This window comes from Paenibacillus paeoniae (assembly GCF_003388735.1).
Lineage (GTDB): Bacteria > Bacillota > Bacilli > Paenibacillales > Paenibacillaceae > Pristimantibacillus > Pristimantibacillus paeoniae.
In genome coordinates, this window is record NZ_QUBQ01000002.1 from 431,434 (window position 1) to 450,601 (window position 19,168).

Annotated in this window: 16 protein-coding genes; 5 read left to right on the forward strand and 11 right to left on the reverse strand. The window is 42.2% G+C overall.

The genetic code is table 11. The features are described from left to right. Positions 1–234: 234 nt before the first annotated feature. Positions 235–426, reverse strand: a complete 192-nt coding sequence (locus DX130_RS26210) for a hypothetical protein (RefSeq protein WP_133297933.1) — start codon at positions 424–426, stop codon at positions 235–237. Positions 427–964: 538 nt separating this feature from the next. After that, on the reverse strand, positions 965–1,852 hold the full coding sequence (locus tag DX130_RS14285) for an AraC family transcriptional regulator (RefSeq protein WP_116046478.1): 888 nt from the start codon (positions 1,850–1,852) through the stop codon (positions 965–967). Between the two features lie 219 nt (positions 1,853–2,071). Here DX130_RS14285 and DX130_RS14290 point away from each other — a divergent pair, with 219 nt between their 5' ends. Both DX130_RS14290 and DX130_RS14295 read left to right on the forward strand, forming a co-directional pair. Next, positions 2,072–2,827 carry an SDR family NAD(P)-dependent oxidoreductase gene (locus DX130_RS14290; protein WP_116046479.1) on the forward strand — a complete coding sequence of 252 codons (756 nt, stop codon included), beginning with the start codon at positions 2,072–2,074 and terminating at the stop codon, positions 2,825–2,827. A gap of 583 nt (positions 2,828–3,410) precedes the next feature. Then, positions 3,411–4,052 (forward strand): hypothetical protein, encoded by a 642-nt coding sequence (locus DX130_RS14295; RefSeq protein WP_116046481.1) that lies wholly within the window; start codon positions 3,411–3,413, stop codon positions 4,050–4,052. 216 nt (positions 4,053–4,268) lie between these two features. On the opposite strand, the gene DX130_RS14300 is transcribed toward DX130_RS14295, so the two are convergent. Together DX130_RS14300 and DX130_RS14305 are read right to left on the reverse strand one after the other, a co-directional pair. After that, positions 4,269–4,490 carry an S-layer homology domain-containing protein gene (locus DX130_RS14300; RefSeq protein ID WP_240644546.1) on the reverse strand — a complete coding sequence of 74 codons (222 nt, stop codon included), beginning with the start codon at positions 4,488–4,490 and terminating at the stop codon, positions 4,269–4,271. Positions 4,491–4,720: 230 nt separating this feature from the next. Then, positions 4,721–5,134, reverse strand: a complete 414-nt coding sequence (locus DX130_RS14305; protein WP_116046485.1) for a hypothetical protein — start codon at positions 5,132–5,134, stop codon at positions 4,721–4,723. A gap of 365 nt (positions 5,135–5,499) precedes the next feature. Between DX130_RS14305 and DX130_RS14310 the strand changes: the two genes are divergently transcribed. Continuing rightward, positions 5,500–9,744 (forward strand): InlB B-repeat-containing protein, encoded by a 4,245-nt coding sequence (locus DX130_RS14310; RefSeq protein ID WP_116046486.1) that lies wholly within the window; start codon positions 5,500–5,502, stop codon positions 9,742–9,744. A 515-nt stretch (positions 9,745–10,259) separates the two neighbouring features. On the opposite strand, the gene DX130_RS14315 is transcribed toward DX130_RS14310, so the two are convergent. After that, a complete protein-coding gene (locus tag DX130_RS14315; protein WP_116046488.1) occupies positions 10,260–12,860 on the reverse strand; it encodes an outer membrane protein assembly factor BamB family protein in 2,601 nt (866 codons plus the stop codon). 413 nt (positions 12,861–13,273) lie between these two features. On the opposite strand from DX130_RS14315, the gene DX130_RS27450 reads away from it, so the two are divergent. Continuing rightward, positions 13,274–13,411: a S26 family signal peptidase gene (locus DX130_RS27450; RefSeq protein ID WP_420818526.1), complete on the forward strand. Its 138-nt coding sequence runs from the start codon at positions 13,274–13,276 to the stop codon at positions 13,409–13,411. After that, positions 13,411–13,638 carry a S26 family signal peptidase gene (locus DX130_RS27455; RefSeq protein WP_420818527.1) on the forward strand — a complete coding sequence of 76 codons (228 nt, stop codon included), beginning with the start codon at positions 13,411–13,413 and terminating at the stop codon, positions 13,636–13,638. The genes DX130_RS27450 and DX130_RS27455 overlap by 1 nt, the downstream gene beginning before the upstream one ends. 93 nt (positions 13,639–13,731) lie before the next feature. Here DX130_RS27455 and DX130_RS14325 read toward each other — a convergent pair whose 3' ends face one another. The 6 genes from DX130_RS14325 to DX130_RS14355 all read right to left on the reverse strand — a co-directional run bounded on the left by DX130_RS14325 (position 13,732) and on the right by DX130_RS14355 (position 19,162). Beyond that, on the reverse strand, positions 13,732–13,950 hold the full coding sequence (locus DX130_RS14325) for a hypothetical protein (protein WP_276310896.1): 219 nt from the start codon (positions 13,948–13,950) through the stop codon (positions 13,732–13,734). Positions 13,951–14,171: 221 nt separating this feature from the next. Beyond that, entirely contained in the window at positions 14,172–14,474 is a 303-nt protein-coding gene (locus tag DX130_RS14330; protein ID WP_116046492.1) for a hypothetical protein, read from the reverse strand. Continuing rightward, positions 14,471–14,659 (reverse strand): Spo0E family sporulation regulatory protein-aspartic acid phosphatase, encoded by a 189-nt coding sequence (locus tag DX130_RS14335; RefSeq protein ID WP_116046494.1) that lies wholly within the window; start codon positions 14,657–14,659, stop codon positions 14,471–14,473. The genes DX130_RS14330 and DX130_RS14335 overlap by 4 nt, the downstream gene beginning before the upstream one ends. Before the next feature lie 1,043 nt (positions 14,660–15,702). Beyond that, a complete protein-coding gene (locus DX130_RS14345; RefSeq protein WP_116046495.1) occupies positions 15,703–16,005 on the reverse strand; it encodes a hypothetical protein in 303 nt (100 codons plus the stop codon). Further along, the gene (locus DX130_RS14350; protein ID WP_165861286.1) at positions 15,998–16,978 is read right to left on the reverse strand and encodes a PD-(D/E)XK motif protein; all 981 of its coding nucleotides are present in this window, start codon (positions 16,976–16,978) and stop codon (positions 15,998–16,000) included. Before DX130_RS14350 ends, DX130_RS14345 begins: the two co-directional genes overlap by 8 nt. Before the next feature lie 18 nt (positions 16,979–16,996). Then, on the reverse strand, positions 16,997–19,162 hold the full coding sequence (locus tag DX130_RS14355) for a Z1 domain-containing protein (RefSeq protein WP_116046499.1): 2,166 nt from the start codon (positions 19,160–19,162) through the stop codon (positions 16,997–16,999). Positions 19,163–19,168 lie beyond the last annotated feature (6 nt).

Genomic DNA, 19,168 nt, shown 5'->3' on the forward strand with positions numbered 1-19,168 from the left:
AACCATTTCATCCTCTCAAACCTTCCAGGGACGGGACGATTCCTGCTCATCTTCGGAGCTGGATTTGTAATTTACGGTATGTATCTTCGTTCTAAAGAGAAACGGAACGGCCATAAATGATGTTCCTGTCAACATGTTAATGTGGTAACGAATTCAGTAGGACGACCGACTAGATGATTCTTTTCCTGAAAGGATAGATTTCATGAGAACCTCAGCCAGAATAAGTAAATCAATTCATATGATTTGGTGTGCAGCAAGGTGGGCCGTCACTGTCACGATGGCGATCTCTCTGCTCGGATGCAGCGGATCCGTGGCTAAGAGCGGCATCGTGAAGTACGTCATCGAGAGCGATGCACCCACTGCGGATAGTGTCTCCGTCGAATTGACAACGCGAGACGGCACGGACTCGCGAGAAGAAGCCGACATAGCACTTCCCTATACTCTTGAGCTCTCAGTTGACTATAGTAAACCATTCAACTTCAAGTCCGCGAAAATTTCAGCCACAGCATCCCCTTCGGCTAGTTTCATTACCTGTCGTATTTTCTACGATGACAAACAAATGACCGAGAGTACCGCAAAAGGCAACGCCCCCGTAACCTGCCTAAGCGACAAATGGCCCAGCGCGGTTCGGTCCCTTAGAGAATGAACGCTTTTATTGTGAGATCCGACAGCGCTGGTTTGGCGTGAGTACGTTTGTTCTTGAGTGGACTCGGGGCGTCTAGGAGCGTGGCCATACTGTTACCATCACCAGTCTGAAACATGGCTCACGGCGAGAACAAACACATTCATGAGGAGCACTGGAACGCGCTTAGGCATTGATGGCAGCTGACTACTTAAGGTGTTTGTGATGCGTTTCACACTGTATGGCTATGAGCTCTACTGTCACATCTCAGTTATTCTTTTAGCACCATCAATATTAAGCACTCCACATGTGTGGAGTTGTACAAAAAAATACGCCAACTATCTAATCCCTCATACTTTCGATTCGTCTTAGGTTCTCCGTGTCCCTGGCTGGAGATGAACCGAAGAAGCGAGAATACTCTCGATTAAACTGTGAGGGACTCTGATACCCAACATGATATGCGGCGCTGGCTACTGGATAGCCTTCGAATGCAATGAGGTTTCTTGCCTCCAATAGCCTTAATTGCTTTTGAAATTGAATAGGACTTAAACCCGTTGCCTTTTTAAACTGACGATGGAAGGTATTGATAGCCATGCCGGATTTTGATGCCATCTCGCCAATATCTATTGACCTCGTAAAATTATGACGAAACCATTTTACAACCTGAGAAATCTTGGATAAATTACTTTCCCTCAGACCAAATTGCCTCAGATACCCTCCTTGTGGTCCCATTAGAACGCGGTAAAGAATTTCGCGCTCATAAGCCGGTGCAAGAGCTGGAATATCTCTTGTTGTTTTCGATAATCTTAATAAGCGCAGCCATGCCTCCATAAATTCAACGTTTATTTCACAAGCTGCGAAATGCTCAGAAGCAGTTGGTATTAAATTGTCAGGAAGATCCCTTAACAAACTCTGAAGAACATTCTGATTCAATTTAAGACCAAGGGACATGTAAGGCCGTCCATCGCGATCTGGGTGTACACTGGCAGTTGCAGGAACATGTACCGGTAACACAAAATAGGATGGTCCATTCAGGTTAATGCTACGCTCTCCGATTGAAAGGATCTTTGTTCCTTGGACCGTAAAACCTATCATCGGCTCGTAGAGCGCTGCGAGTTGATGTGCTGGAATGTCTCCCTTAATCTTACTTAACCCCGGTACTCCAGTTTCAATTTGTCGAGTGTCCGCGCCTTGCATTAGTTCAATGATTTCATCAAGTACTTTATTCATGTCCTTATGTTATCACATGACTTCTTGCCCCTCAACACAACTCTGAAGCACCACGGCATTTTTAGGCACTTCATGTTACATAAATAAGCAATAATACAGGTTAATATAACAGTAACGAGGTGCTTTTAGGCAATCAAAAGGCATTATTAGATCTATATTGATTCAACAGATCCGACTAAAATTGAATTCAGATCGAACACATTATTAAGGAGGATCTTTATGAAAATTGCAATTGTAACCGGCGGAAGTAATGGCATTGGAAAAGCGACGGCTCTTGAGCTTGGCAAGCGCGGAATTAGCGTCATTCTCACCTACAATTCCTATAAGGATCGTGCAGAAGCTGTCGTTAAGGAAATTGAGAAGAATCATGGAGTTCGGGCATTCGCATTGAAGCTGGATTTGACTCAAATATCAACCTTCGAAGGTTTTGTTGTAGAAGTAAAAAAGAGCCTCAAAGATATTTGGAACAGAACAACATTTGATTACTTGGTTAATAATGGCGGTATCGGTGGGCCAATGATGTTTACTGAGATGAGCGAAGAATACTTCGACAAGATTCTGAATACGAACTTCAAAGGACCGATTTTTTTGACACAACAACTTGTCGGATTCATGAATGATGCCGGAGCCATTGTAAATACTACGAGTTCGTCTAAAAACCAATCATTCCCAGGATACTCCACCTATGGCTCGTTAAAAGCAGCATTTTCAACTTGGACTCGCTACATCGCCAAAGAACTTGCACCTCGACAAATTCGGGTCAACGCAATTTCGCCTGGTCCTACGCACAGCAATTTTGGTGATGGAGTATTCGATAAACATCCTGAATTCATTCAGCCGCTGGCTGAGCAATCTGTATTTGGACGAATCGGCCAACCCGAAGATATGGCGAAGGTCATTGTGAACGTATTATCCGACGATTTCAGCTGGGTTACAGCACAGGACATTGAAGTGTCTGGCGGACATTTGCTGTAAGAACTCGGTATTCCCCATGTGAATTAACCTAAAAAATAGCGGCTTACGGGAACTGATCCCTAGGCCGCTATTTGTTCATTATGACGCCGAAGGTGACGTCTTGCTTCAAAGATATTTCCTATAATTTTTCGGGGGCTCCATAACTAACCTATAGTTTTTCCTTTTCTCCAAATAGCCTCGCAGTAACAATGGTCTGCTGATTAAATGACTCAGGCCATTTCCAAAGTATCTGCCCTAACTCAAGAACAGCGGGTTGATTCGCTAACGAATATCATTAGTTTCTTTAGTTGTCCTTTCCCTTTTAACTTCTACTGCTCACGTCCCCTTCTTTAGATTCCATTTTTTTATATTTTTGAAATTAATAGAAACTAAAAAGGAACTGGAAGCGTTTAACATGTGAATTGACTAAAGTACAACAGACACTGCCCCCAGTCAAAATGGTAGCAATACCATCACTACTGGTTATGAGGGTTTTACTACTTTTTGGGGAATAGTATATGCTTATAATTCAAGGATAGATGGTCTTGTTATCGAGCATTTGAGTCATTTATTAGATGGTAGAATAAAAGGAGGGTTATAAATTATGAAAAAAGTAAGTGGAATAATTCTTATCATACTTATTATGTTAATTGCAGTCGCTTGCGGAATAGACAAAAATAAAAACGTAATTGATAAAAATAAAAACGTAATTGATAAAAATGTTGTTTCTACTGATGTAAGTATTCTAAAACGGGATAAACACTCTTTAGTAGAAATAGCAGATGTGATAATTAGAGGAACAGTCACATCACAAGAAGTACAAACGGATTATATGGGTTTCCCGGCAACAGATACATTCATTCAAGTAACTCAGGTATACAAAGGTAAGCCAGAAGTGCAAGTCGAGGTTCGGACTATTGGCGGAGAAACAAACGATACAATTCTTAGTATTGATTCACATTCTATACCCAGCTTCAAAATGGGTGAGGACGTTATCGTTTTCTTAACTAGCCAAAAAGGAACACGCCCTGACAGGGATGATTTTGGCTATTATGTAGTAGGTCAAGCACAAGGCAAGTTTTCAATAAATAATAACAAGTCAATAGAAAGTGAATCAAATAATGAATATGGATTTAAACTTAATAAAATAAATAAACAAATCAAGGAGATCATGAAAGAAAATGAAAAGAATCCACCACAAAGGGATTATCGTCTAGAAGATGAACCAGACTTTCTTACAGATTAACTCCCTCTTTAATTAAAGGTTTGAAGCCCGCTAAACCTAATGGTTGGCGGGCTATTATTTAATTAGGGTAAACAAGGTAACGGTATCTGATCAGCTTATTGAAACGTTGATTTACTGTTAACTTCGTCCGGCATGTATCAACCTTCCTCGAAAAAGCAAGGGTTACCCTGAGGCAGTTTGGTGAACCACCTTCAGTGTAACCCGCCATTAGTTAAACTATTTATTCTGTTGCTCCAACATTCTCAACAGAATGGTTGCTGCTTCAGCTCTGGTTGCTTTCGCATCAGAATCAAATCTATTTGCTACTTGTCTTTGCATAATGCCAAGCCTCTTCATTGCCGCCGCCACACCTTTCGCCCATGACGGGATGTTCTTTTCGTCTGTAAAGCCGGTTGGCTCATTCTCTTCGATCGTCAACTTTAGCGCATACGCGATCATCACTGCCATCTCTGCGCGCGTTATTTCTGCATCTGGACGAAATGAGGGCTAGGCTTTTATTAGATATTGACGCGCTTTAAGCGTCCCGTTATTCGTCAATACGATTTATTGACACTACGCACTTCACATGTGTGGATAAGCAAAGTTAACGCAAATAATCAACGAGGGATGCCTTATCCGCTCCTGTTTTGTCGCTGCTCAACTGGAGCTTATTAACCATTCACTGGCAGTTACGCCCCATCTGACCTCAGCGAGGCATACTTGCTCGATCGAATGAACTCGCGATGGGCTTCCTGAATCGAGTTCACGCGCATCAACTGCTCCTCGGAACCACCATGCTTCAGTTGCCCAGCAATCTGCATCAGCTTGAAGGTTTTGTAATAACTCGCATCCGCTTTGCTCCGACTTTGCTGCAATGCGTCTTTATACGCTTGGCGTTCCATCGAGAGGCTGATTGCTTGATTATATAAAGTAGAATCCTTTCGCTGCAAGTAGTCCATTTCGTCGGTGCGCAGCATCTTTCCCTGTATGAGTATATTTCGAATAGATGCCAAACGCGTCTGATCATTCGTCGCATGAGCGTCCTTGCCTTGCTGCCTCGCTTTGAAATAATCACTGACCAGCTGCACAGATTTTACATTCACGCCATTTCCCCCTAATTACAAATATCGTCATATGCAACGATGCCTTGGCCCAAGCACACAGCTGCTTCTGCCGTCTCCCACGACAGCTAACTCTTCTTCGTCAAAAACCTACAAATATTACTTCTAATTTATCATGATGGATTGCTCCATATATGAAATGTAAAGAAAACTTTATGTCCGCGCCAATAGGAATGAAAGCTAACTCTATGAAAAGAATAAATTATGAAGTATAGTAATTAAGGATATGTCGAAATATGGTTAAAATTGTGTTAATTTTGCGAATTAACTCTATGCAGGAAGAAAAAAGATGACCACTTCATACGAATCATTGAAAATATTTCTAATACGGAAAGGAAGAACATGTGATGGGCAAAAAGTTTGTTTCCAGAGGAAGCATGCTACTCGTAATCTTCTGTATGGCAATTATCGTATTTTTAAATAGTCAAAGCGTAGCTTCAGCTAACATACCTCCAACACCTATCTTTGCATCTGAAGATACAACGATCATTTACGAGGGTATTAATGCTAGCTTGATTTATGAGAATGGAGATCTCGGATATCTGGATGTTGGCTATCGGGGAACATTTGGTGTTCCTGTGGAGGCTCAAGTATTGCTTAAGTATGATTTACCGCCAATCCCTGCAGGATACGAGATTGAAACGGCCAGTCTATATATTCCTGTATCAGGCGGCAATTTACAACCAACAACTAATTTTTCGCTAAAGATTTCTACGAGCACCAATCATAGCTGGACCCAGGATAGCAATATAACTTCGCCGCCAGCTCCAACTTCGGGTTCTACACAAACAAGAATATTAGCCAATAATGCCCCCCTACTAAAACCTACGCTAGCTCCCTTTAATTTTACCAGCTACATAGTAGATGAATCCTTGAAGGCTAATCCTAAAGCAACCTTTATTTTATCGGGAATGAATGCTCAAGAAGCGGCTAGTAATGGAATCAACAATCTTGAACATTATATTCAGATGACCGAAACGAATGTAGGCAATGGTACTTTGGGTCCGTATTTAATTATTTCGTATTCACAACTCCCTACTATTGAAATAACAGGCGTGACGGACGGCGGTCTTTACAACACGAATGTTACGCCTCAATTTAATGCAGGAACAGCAACATTAAATGGTAGTCCTTTTGTAAGCGGAACGGCAGTCTCCAGTGAAGGCGCCTATACGTTAACCGTCACGGCTGGCAGCCAACAAAAAACCGTACAATTTCGAATAGATAAGACTCCCCCGACAGGGACGATCATTGTAAATCTAGGCAACCAATACACGAATAGTTCGGCTGTATCTATTTCAATAAGTCCAGATGCCGGAGTAACTGATATCACGCATATCCAATATTCGGTTAACGGAAACCCATTTACACAGATGCCTTATGTACCAAGCTTTATGCTATCAATAGGAAATAATGATGGAGATAAAGTTTTAAAATTTAAGTTAGTTGATGGTGCAGGGAACGCATCCATTGAATATGAAAGAACTATAACACGGGATACCGAAGTGCCAACAGGCTCTATTGTTATTAATAATGGCAACGTGTATACAACTACTTCTGGAGTAACGCTTAATCTATCTTTAGGCAACGGTGTAACAGATGTGGTAGGGGTACAATTTTCTGATAACAATAGTTCTTGGTCAGGAGTTGAAGCCTTTAGTCCCATAAAAAGCTATACGTTACCAGTAGGAGATGGAAATAAAACGGTGTATGTACGTTTAATCGATCGAGCAGATAATATTACCATAATACAAGACAGTATTATTTTGGATACAACAGTGCCAACTGGTACGGTCGTTGTGAATAATGGTAGTGATTATACAAATAATGCCAACGTATACGTTAATATAACACCAGATGCTGGTGTAACGGATATAGCGAGTATTCGCTACAGTATCAACGGAGGATTACCAACTACAATTGCGTATACAAGCAGTTTTACCATCCATGTAGGCAGCACAGATGGACTGAAGGCAATTACTCTTCAACTCATTGACAATGCAGGTAATGAATCGCCTGTATACAACTCAAATGTGACGTTAGATACGGAACCGCCAACAGGAACAGTGGCGATTAATGGAGGAGCTACTTATGCAACAGACCAAGAAGTGACGCTTGATTTCACTTTAGGAGCAGATGTAACGGATGTGGTAAGCGTACAGTTCTCCAATGATAACCTTACGTGGTCATCTGAACAGGCCTATAGCGCAAGCATGAGCTACACGCTGCCGGCAGGCGATGGCAACAAGACGGTTTATGTTCGTTTCATTGACCGGGCAGGAAATACGGGCACGGCTCAAGCAAGTATTGTACTGGACACGACAGCGCCGACAGGTACGATAACGCTTTTAACACCAAGTATAACGAATTCACTTCACGTATCATTTACGGTATCAAGCAGTAATGCCGATTATATGGAGTTTGGTGAGACAGGTCTAGCTTACGGTGCTTTAGCAGCCTATAGCGCTAGTCCACAGTCGTATACGCTGCAGGAAACAGTGGATGGCGTGAAAACTTTACAGGTTCGTTTATCTGACCTGGCAGGGAATACAACCGTGCTTACGTTGGACGTAACGCTTGATCGCACGCTTCCAACAGGTGCGGTGTCCGTCAATAATGGCAATGCCTACACGATTGATTCGAATGTTATCGTGGATATAACGCCAGATGCAGGCGTAACGGATATTGCAAATATTCGCTATAGCATCAACGGAGGAACAGCAACGACAATTGCTTATACGAGCAGTTTCCAGATAGACGTAGGTAGCACAGATGGATTGAAGGCAATTACCATTCGTCTCATTGATCATGCAGGCAATGAATCCCCTGTATACAGCTCAAATGTGACGTTAGATACGGAACCGCCAACAGGAACAGTGGCGATTAATGGAGGAGCTACTTATGCAACAGACCAAGAAGTGACGCTTGATTTCACTTTAGGAGCAGGTGTAACGGATGTGGTAAGCGTACAGTTCTCCAATGATAACCTTACGTGGTCATCTGAACAGGCCTTTAGCGCAAGCATGAGCTATACGCTGCCGGCAGGCGATGGCAACAAGGCGGTTTATGTTCGTTTCATTGACCGGGCAGGAAATACAGGTTTGGATCAATCAAGTATAACACTGGACAACACTGCGCCAATCGTTACGGGCGTAGCGGATGGAGAGAGCTATGGCTCCTTGCGAACAATTGCCTTTAATGAAGGGACAGCAACATTAAACGGCAACGTTTTTATAAACGGCTCGACTGTGAGCGCCGAGGGCTCCTATGTGCTTATCGTTACGGATGAAGCAGGTAATTCAATCACCATTACGTTCAGTATCTTCAAATATCGAGTAAGCTACGACGGAAATGGAGCTACGGAAGGGCTTGTACCCGTTGATATTCAAACTTATGAAACCGGGAATACCGTTTCAGTCGTTAATCATATAGGAAGTCTCGTAAAGACTGGATTTACGTTTATTGGTTGGAATACTGAAGCAGATGGAAGCGGGACAAGCTATGTCGCCAATGATACTTTTACGATAAGCACAGTTAATGTCACGCTGTATGCAACCTGGGAAATGAATCATTATACAGTGTCTTTTGAGTCCGATGGAGGAAATGTCGTGGCAAATCAGACGAAATCATACAATGAATGGGCAACAGAGCCTGATGTACCAACGAAGTCGGGATTTACATTTGGTGGCTGGTATAAAGAAATTACATTAACAAACCAATGGAGCTTCGACAATGATCGGGTCACGGCGAATACGACGTTGTATGCAAAGTGGACTGCGAATAATTCCTCTGGGGGCTATGTGCCACCGCCAATACTTCGTTATACGGTACATTTTGAAACAAATGGCGCGGACGTTATAGGCAGTCTCGTTATTGTGAATGATTCAAAGTTAACGGAGCTTCCAACACCAGTTAAGGAAGGATTTATTTTTGGAGGCTGGTATCACGATACAGCATTGACCCAAAAGTGGGATTATGAAAAGGATCGTGTGACAACAAACACCACATTGTATGCGAAATGGATTGCAGTCATGACACCAGATCCGAAGCCGGTTGTGAAATTTAAAGACATCTCGGGACATTGGGCACAAGAAATGATTGAGGAATTGGCTAGTCAAGGTATCATAACGGGGTACGCAGATGGCTCGTTTAAACCGAATGAATCCATTCAGCGACAACATATGGCTCTGATATTCATGCGTGCTTTCGAGCTCGAGCCCGTACGTGAATTGGAATCGTTCTCTGATGTATCGCCTAACCATGCGAATTATGAAGCCATCGCGTTACTGCAGCAAGCCGGAATCGTAGATGGAACAAATGGCAGATTTAATCCAAGCGAACCCGTAACACGGGCGCAGATGGCAAAAATTGTGGCGCTTGCCCTTAAGATCGAGTTAAGCGGAACAAGTCCATTCCAAGACGTGCCATCTACGCATTGGAGCTATGCTTATGTCGCTGCATTAGCAGAACTAGAGATTTTACTAGGCGATAACGGCAAATTCAACCCGGATGAACCCGTTACGCGCGCGCAGTTTGTCGCAATGATGTACAGGGCATTGCAGCTAAAGCAAGAAGTCGCACAAGAGGTTTAGTAAGCCGGTTTGATCAAGGATCTTTCATTTCGACCATAACGACATGAATTCAAAAATAGGGGCTGTCCGGAAAGTACCAAAATAAAAGGGCTGGGCGAGGAATTGCTTTTTCTAGATGCCTTAAAGTTTTATTCTCCTATATGCGAATAACTGGGATACCACAGAGATGATTATAAAGGAAGTAACAGCAACAAAGACAGTGGCATCTTTCCGTGTGTTATCCATAGTGTTGACACTTTCGTCATATGCTTTTTAAACAATAAAAATCCGTCTATGATAAGAGTGATTAATTATTAACTATCGTTCTTCATTACATCAGCTTCGCAATAAGAGGATGTTCCAGGAGTCTGTCCGACGAAAACCGCAACTTGTATAACTCACGCATCATTCGCAAGCAGCACCGTCGGACAGACGCCTTGGGTATTCACTTATATCGAATTCATATGCAAGGAAATCAATAGATAGGTATCTGAAAGCGACTGTGCGATATAATCCGTTTGATCTGAGCGAATCCATCACTCAGCGTCAAAATTCGCAACCTTCGTAAAGTAACCATTGCTTGAACCCAGATATATTACGCCGTCCAGTCCGGTGATCATCCCGTACTCGAAATACGGATAAGGCGAATCAATCCCGCCTGCTCTGGCATCGCTCAGTCTCCAGGCAATCGACCCGTCGGCCTTGTTCAAGGCGACTACATCCCCGGCATGATTGTTGACAAGCAAATAGTCCCGATAAGGCACAAAAGCAATGCTGTTTACATCCGCCTCCCAAATGACTTTGCCTGTCGCAAGCTGCGCCATTCGAACGTGTTCGTTTATCGAATAATAGATATAGCCGCCGTCCACTTTTCCGCGCCACCCGCTGCCGTTAACCGTCCAGATCGCGTCGCCGCTCTTGGTTTCAATTAGGGACGTAGCGGTGTCCCCGCTCAAGTGCAAGGGCTTACCGTCCCGCGACTTCACCTGAAGGATATACCGGTCATTGATAGGGGAGTACATATAATGGCCTTCTTCGTAAGGCAAACTCAGCTTCGCCTTGCCTGTTGCGATTTCGGTCAGCACCCACGCGTCTCCAGAAAACGTCCATACTTCTCCGGTTCTCGGCTTAAAGTTCCGCCCGTCACCGTCAAGACCGTGTAAGGTTCTGAGTTCCCTCTTCCTGTTCGTCCATGCGGTCTTGCCACTGATCGGGTCAAGCCCGATCACACCCGCGCTAATGCCGCCATCGAGTCCGGACTGCCCGATCTGAGCCAGCAAGCGCGACTCGGCAAAGTAGCCGGTATGCAGATAGACGGCCTGATCGAAGGAGCGCTCCCACATCGGTTCACCGCTATCCATCTCCCACGTCTCAATTTTCCCTCGCCTGCCGCCGGAGTCATCGCCAAGCTCCACGCCTACAGCCAGCGTCTGCCCGGCTGCGGCGATCCCGATGCCCCAAACCCGGTCTTTATCGGTCGCATATCGCAGTTCTTTCTCCCAGCGTTTCTTCCCGGTCTGCGTGTCGATCACATGGACTCTGTAGATCGTCTTCCCCTCATATTTAGGATTGGAATCATAGCTCATGAAGGCGATATGCTTCTCATTCTCAGACATCACATAGCCCATGAGACTGTAATCCAGATCGACCTGCCATACCTTCGCGCCCGAGTGACGATTAACCGCATACAAGTTGGAGTCGTAATGCATCCCGCTGAATCCGCCGTCATGACCGGCGATGAGCAGCAATTTTCCCGCCTGCCCAATCAGGAAATTGTACGCCATATCGCTTTGAACGCGCCATTGCCAATCGAGTCTACGCGATGCGATGGATGGATGCTCGGCATCCTCTGCTTCAAAGACGTAATCGCGAAGTCCCCCGTCTTCATCCCACGTCACGACAAGCAGCGTGTCTGCATGTTCATACCGCCATTGTTCCAGCGTCTTCATCGGCTCGCCAGTAGACATCACATTATTAGAAGTCTCGATAAAATGGGGCTCGCCGAACACTTCGCGAATGTGCTTCTTGGACTCCCCAAGCCGCAACAGGCTGTTCACGGCTATTTCCAGCAAGGTGGAATCAAGCTCTGTGTCTGCGGACAAGAGCGGCGTATATCGGCTGCCCGCCTCATCATCTGATCGCAAGAGTGACTTCTTGATCCATACCAATCCGGGAGATTGGCCGGCTTTCTTCGACAACGGCGCGATGGCGCCATAATAATCACCGTACTCTTCAAAGATATAGATGGAATCCCCCTGCACCAGTTCTGCCACGGACAACCCCGAATTCGGGTACCATTCCGCCGTGCCCGATCCGGTCATAATCATTCGTTGCGGTTTGATCTCTCTGATTTCCATCGCTTTCTCGGTCAGATACCATAAAGGCACCCAACCGCGGCTACCCTCTAGGTCCAACTCGGCGAAGTGCGCCATCAACGATTTGATTTGATACGATTCCGACATGCTTGTCAGGAATGCAAACTGCGGCGTTGGCGCGGATTTCAGGTCGTACGCCGCTCCATTGCGCTTCACGCCGACGGTTTGTCCGATCTTGATCCCGTTCTTGGCGGCCAGCCGGCTGTCCTCCGACGATGACCCGGGTAAATTTCCGAAGGCCGGAATATAGTTATGTACATTGCCGTCCGCGTCTTCATAATATAAGACCGCATAGATCAGCTTGCCTTCTTTGGACCATTCAAGGAACAATTGCGCCTGCAGCACGTCATTCTGAAATGCGGTTAAATCCGGCGTAATCAGGCCCTCACCCTCCCGAAAATCAAAACGGTAATCCTTATTCGCGTAATCATAGCGCCATACATCGACTTCGATCCATTGTCCGTTCAGGTAATCGCTCAACGTATAGGCATCATAAGCCGGGCCCAATTGTCGCGTGGCTTCCTGCTGCGTCATCCCAGCATGGAGAAGACGGCTGATTTGGGCTGTCGTTCGCAGCGCACTGCCCTCTACTGCCGAAGACTGCAACGGTTGCTCCCAATCCGCCTGACCATCCCGCAATGTCATATCCGGCCGGACGCCAATCGGGTCGTCCGCCGCAGGTCGCTTGTCCTCGCATCCTCCGGCTAAGGCCGCTGCCGTCAACCCTATCATTAGAACCGCAATCCACCTGATATGCACCATCACCGCGCCTCCGTCCAACGTTATATTTAATACTTAGAGCTTGCTAAGAAATGCCCTCTTTCATATGCAATCCATTCGCTCGAACGTAATTTGCCATTCCGATGAACCAATTTCCGGCTAGGAGTCAACCATAGGGGGTTCCCGCTCTCTTTTCTGAACGTTTTTCCCTTTTTTCTGTTCAGCATCGAGCCGTTAATTCGCTCTTTTTCTCGCTTAAGTAAGTCGGAAATCCGTTTTGCTTCGTCGTTATCACCTATTCAATAGACGCGTCAGAATGAAGATATGTTGCCTGTTTGCTTGTGTGCGAAGAGGCCTTTGCTCGTTAAGCCAGGAAGAAAGTCGTCAAGCCTAACGGTAACAGGTTTACACGGAAACTGGCACTGTAAAAAATAATAGACTTTATTGTTGAGAAAATAATATGGATGGATGATTATCAGTTTGGTGATATTGTTGTATTTTATCCACCTATACCCGAGAAAGTTAACGAAAGGTATGTATACAGACTCATAGGAATTCCTGGTGATGTGATTGAAATTAGAACAGAGTACTGATTCATAATGGTGTAAAAGTATTGGAAAGTTACTTAAACGAGCCAATTCAGTATGAATTCGGTCCGATTACAGTCCCCGAAAACAAATACTTTTTTTTAGGTGACAACCGTAATGAAAGTTCGGACTCTCATTTGTGGGCTAACCCTTTCGTGCATAAAGAAAAGTTGATAGGGAAGGTAGTTTTAAAAATTTCAACGCATTTAATTGATAAAAGGGATCTAAGGTAAACTTTTTACTATTTCAGCTTCGCTCTGTTAACGAGATGAGTCGATGATTTCGTGAAATAGAACTTCAACGAGTAGGTTAAATGTGGCTCTACATCACTGCGTTCTTACTAGAGACACATAGCACTCCACATGAACCGTCCAAGGAAACATATCCACCGGAGTTACTTTCACCGTCTTATACCCGCCATCCTCCAGGATGCGCTGATCACGCGCGAGTGTGGACGGGTTGCAGCGGACGTAGGCGCTTCGGCTGGAGCTCGAGATTGTCTTCTGCGGCGTCGAGGTGTAGCGCTTAAGTGACGCATTAAGGATTTTATTCCATTGCTTCTGAACCTATAATTTTCACGCCGCTGATCGCTTGTATGGACTGAAAACGACTGTGTTCATCAGCAAGGATATCAATCGCCGGTATTATCTCCTTCATAATGAGATTTTTTCTAGCAACACCTTGGATTTCATTGTAAAATTATTTACTCCCCAAAAACACCTGATGTACAAACTGCTCAAACAGGGCAGTTCCTTCATTAATAATCTTATTCTTCCTTCTCCTGTTCATCATCCATAATCAACGCCATGATGACATATGCAAGCTGTGCTCCGTCCTGCATCCCCTGCCAGTACAAGTATTCATTCTCTATTTCTTGCTTATAATGACTTATATCTTCCCATTCAGAGAATTCTGGTTTATTTATAATAGTTGGATCTGAAAATAGCCTTTGAAATGCCAAGTCCTTTTCTTCCCGTATTCTCCTAAACTCAGGATCCAGTGCTACGCGAGCAAAAACATCATCCAGTCTGCTTTGCAGGACACTTTTAAACCATGTCGGAAGCTTCAAGGCGTTTTCCTCCTCGCGTAGTGTCCTTCTGTTAGATGTAGTCGCAGCATTAACTTATCTACTTTGCGACTAATGGCTAGAAGCTCTTCATGTTCAGACAAAGGAATAACTTGTTCAATCAACGCTTCACCAAGCGTATTCATCTTGCGCCTTTCCTGCTCTATTCTTTTATGCAAATAGATCATTGATTAACCTCCTTTTTCTCATCTGCTAGGAGGTTCTTTTGGATGCTTCATTATGTGTCTCCTCGCGTTTACTAATTGTACGAAAAGACACTATTGTTTTAATGCGAATATCGCATTAAAACAATAAAATATTATCGGACCACAAGTCTTCAATACGTAAGGTTTAAAGGGATGGAGCCTTGGCCAGATTGGCTAGATATCAGTCCAACCAGCCTTTCACGATTGGAAGGCCAGCATTAACTTGTTCAAGACTATGAAATATTAATCATCGCCAAGGCTTTAGAAATTTATGTAGGTGAAATGCTAGGAGAGAAAACGGAGTAATGACAACATTTCTACAATCACTTGATTCATCGCGCAATACGATCTGCCATCCTTAACAATGAACGAGAAGTACATTTAAGATCAATTCCCCCGATATATACAGACTGGAATGGAGGCATTTCGACTGGATACCTCGCTGCTCCAGCAAAGTGTAGACCAGAAAATCCAAAAAATATCACAACTCTTCGCGGATCTGGTGAAATAGCATAACCAATATGCCTACCGAATGAATGAGTTGGACAATATAGAATATGGTTGGAAGGACTGTAAGAGCGAGGATAATAAACGTTAGTTCGTGTTCTGTCAAGTAGTAGGGACGTCGTTTCATCACAAACTCCCTTACCAGTTTCGCGGCTTCGTCTAAAATATGACTTGCGCTGTATCTGCTTCCACGATCTGCGCCATACACCATCTACCCTGCATATCAACATTCAAGGTCATTGCAGAAACTGCTAAAACACGACAGTATCACCACGACGATGTACATCTACGGTCAAACCGCTGCCGACAAGTTTAGAACCCTGTTTACATTGATGCAAAAGAAAAAAAGACGTTGGGTTAGTGGTTTCCCAGCATCTTAAGACTAGTTATTACAACTGGTTAGACCAATAGTTTCTATCAGCCCTCTAAGGAATAATTAAGAGATTCAAAAAGAATTGAAATCCACCTACTACGTATAACTATGACTCTTACAGAAAAGAGGCCTCATTACACACTTTCTACATGTATTTATTTTTTAGAAGTCTGGCAACCCCTACATGAGCAACATTGGAACTATTATATAATTCTTCCACTACATCTGGAATAGTCTTTCCTTCAAAAATGCCTTTGTTATCCCCCTCCGTATCTATGCTATAATAGTTTAAAAACGTTTTACTTAACCAACCTTTGTAGTTTTCCGTCTTAAAAAGCTTTAATTCAATTTGAGTCAAGCTAAGACCTTGAAATAAATAATAATACATAATTTCTGGAATTAAATCATCTAGATTGCGGTGATCAAATAAATCAAACGTCTTAAACATCTGTCACTTCCCCCCTTTCATAAAGCCATTTAATTACTAAGTGAGGAGAAAGAGGCGAAGATGTGCTTAAATTAGAATTATACTCCGTTTGAGTTACTCCTTCTGGCTGGGCCTCATTAAATTTAGGAATGCTGGAGGCTGGATAAAAACGGATATTATTTTCAAGATAGATTTCATCATACATGAATCCGCTAAGGACTTCTTCAGGAATATTTTTAATTAACTGTTCAATATAAAGCAGCGTTTTAAAATCCTCTGCTGCAATTGCTCTCACCTCTTGAATTAATTTATACAATGATAATCCCGCATCATCGCCTCGTAGAAGACAGGAAACAATCACGATATCATATAATTCTGATAGTAATTGTTCATGCTTAAAATGGTGAATTCTAGTCCCTTGTGTTGTAGATTTAACTTCCATCCGCTTGATACGATTAATTGTAAAGTCGAAGTTCATCTTATTATTTTTTTGCCAAAAGGAACTTATATTAATGCCTAAATTAAAAAAATATTTAATAACATAAAGTTCAGCATACATTCCTTGTAATTCAATGTCAGCAGTTTTTCTACCCTGATCAAATAGGCTTACCAAAGCAGAAAAAAGTTCATTCAACATATATGAATTATTTGAAACAAGATGTTTTGAAAAGGCTTCTGTTAGTCGTATAAATGCTAATTGCTCTTCTTGTACTTCACTCAAGCATGTAAGAATATGAACTGTTTTTTCAAACGTTGCATCACTTATTATCATTTCACATTTAGTATTCGAACTAAAAAATAACTTTTTTGTACTCTGCATTTGGGAACTCATTTGTGGATTTGTAGATTCTATTACAAAAACAAGGTTCTTACTACTATTAATACCATAATAGACATTCGAAGATATATCAGGTATTCGAAACAGAACGAATTTGTCAAATGGATTAGTACTTTGAAGTACATTTATCTGTTTTAAAATAAGTTCAGTATTCACATTTTCTCCTCCTATCTTTTATATTTGTCCAACTAGTCGCTCCATTTTTTCAGCATATTGAACTGGCACATAAAGCGCAAAAGCAGGGCTGTAGTAATTTATTTCAGGCATATTTTTGGGTCTGATAAAGTGTATCTGTAACTGCATTACTCCACTTCTTGAGACAGAAACCATGCTACTATCTCCTGGGTAGTAAGTCTCACTTCCTGGAGTAGAGTTTCTACCTTGGAATAATTGATTTATTTTTCCTGTACTACTTATAGTACGAGTTTCATGCTCTTTGTCTCTTATCCATAAGATATCAACCACGGGATTAATTTCACTCTTTATTATTGCTTCCTCCAGTTTATTGAAAAAGGCACTATCTAAATTGCTACTCTGTGGAAAAAACAAGTTTCCTAATAAACTATTTTTAACTTCAAAGAAATTTAATCCTTTTATCAATACATGTTTATTTACTCCGCGATGATTTAATAACTCAATTAAATCATGATGCTTTTCTCTAAAATCATTAATATACGCGATGTTACGTTCTACACTTGAGCGATTTAACAAGAGTAAATCTTGTTTATTCCATTCAGAAAAACTAAATCGTTCAGCTTTAGCTACATTTTTTCGAGTCATAGTAAGCATTTTGTTAGCTAAAACAAAAACTCGAGGTATCTCCTTAAAAGGAATTCCTCTATGTTCCGCACGTTCAATTGTTGCCCATAGGTCATCATCATGTTCTAATATAGATGAAAAGTCATCTTTAATAGGCTGTGTTGTAAAAACTCTGCACACATCCAGAAAACTGCGTTTATAACCAAACCACCTTGCTCGCTGTTCTGTGTTATCTACATTTGATACTCCACGTGCTCGTCTAATAATGTACGTTACTGCTAAACCTTTGATTGTTAATCCACGTTCAACTAAATTACCGCCTACAAAGATATTAATTTTGTAAAATCTTGAATTCTCACTTGCGTCTTCATCCCCGTTACAAATATGAGCGTCCGGACACATTACAATGCACTCCAGAATATTCTTCTCTAATTCATTGAAACTTGGGAGTATTACTCCATCATTTTTGAAATCAAGATAAGCATTATATAAATGAGTTAAAAGACTTTGATATGATATATCATCTATGCCTTCGAGCTTAGTCCGAGCTATATCCGTCCATTCATTTAGTACACTATTTACTTTTCTCAATACAATTTGATGGTCAAATTTCCGCTGGCTCGGGTGAATTAACATAGCATGATTACCACTATCTGCACGATATCTTCTAACTGCACCACCGACAAAGAAAGTAGCAAGGGCCTTGTAGAAGGAGATGGGCAAACCCATATCTTCTAAAATATTTGGCTCACTGTCAGGAATTAATTTAATGTAGGTATCCTGATTCTCACCATGAAATTCTTCTAGTCCACAATAATCATCTCCTGGGTATACCAATGAACCAAAATCAGGCGATAATTGATCACATGTTTTTATTAGAATATTTGCTTGTGGAGTTGCAGTAATAGATAAAAAGCAATGTCTCTTTAGACGTTCCTTTAGGGTAACAGCTGCTTCATATGTTGCACTCATAGAGTTACGAGATACTTGCGTATTAAGTGTTGCTTGGTCCCCCTCATCATCAATGACTAATGTTGGAACATTGCATAATATAGGGTCAGAAAAAATCCTTGTAATTGTATTTATTCTAACCCTACCTTTTAAACCAACTATTACAACTTTTCTCTTTTCAATTATAAATTGTTTTATCGCTGCTGGATTAAGAATAGATTCATTTGCGTTTGTAGCCAAAATCACTAGTTTTTCTACTGGAATGTTGCTAAAGTAAGAGCTGATCCGTGCTACATTCTGTCCTAAAAGTATATTCTTTGTACCACCTAAGACCACAATAATATCGTAGTTATTGTCGAAAGCTAAAGCCATCAATGAGATAAAATTTGACGTTTTTCCGCTCTGTACCTTTCCAATTACGATCCCAGTTTTTGAATTTGGAGCCTCATCTTTAGGATTAGGACAATTCGAAAGGATATTTATTGAATTTTGAAAAATTTTATCTATGGCATTTAAAGGTATTTCATCCTTAATCAATTGTTCTGTCATCTTCTTACGAAAAAAACCATCAGAAATAATAGGCCAGTTATTATGATTACTTTTTATTTTCATTTCAATAGTATTTTCCATCAATGA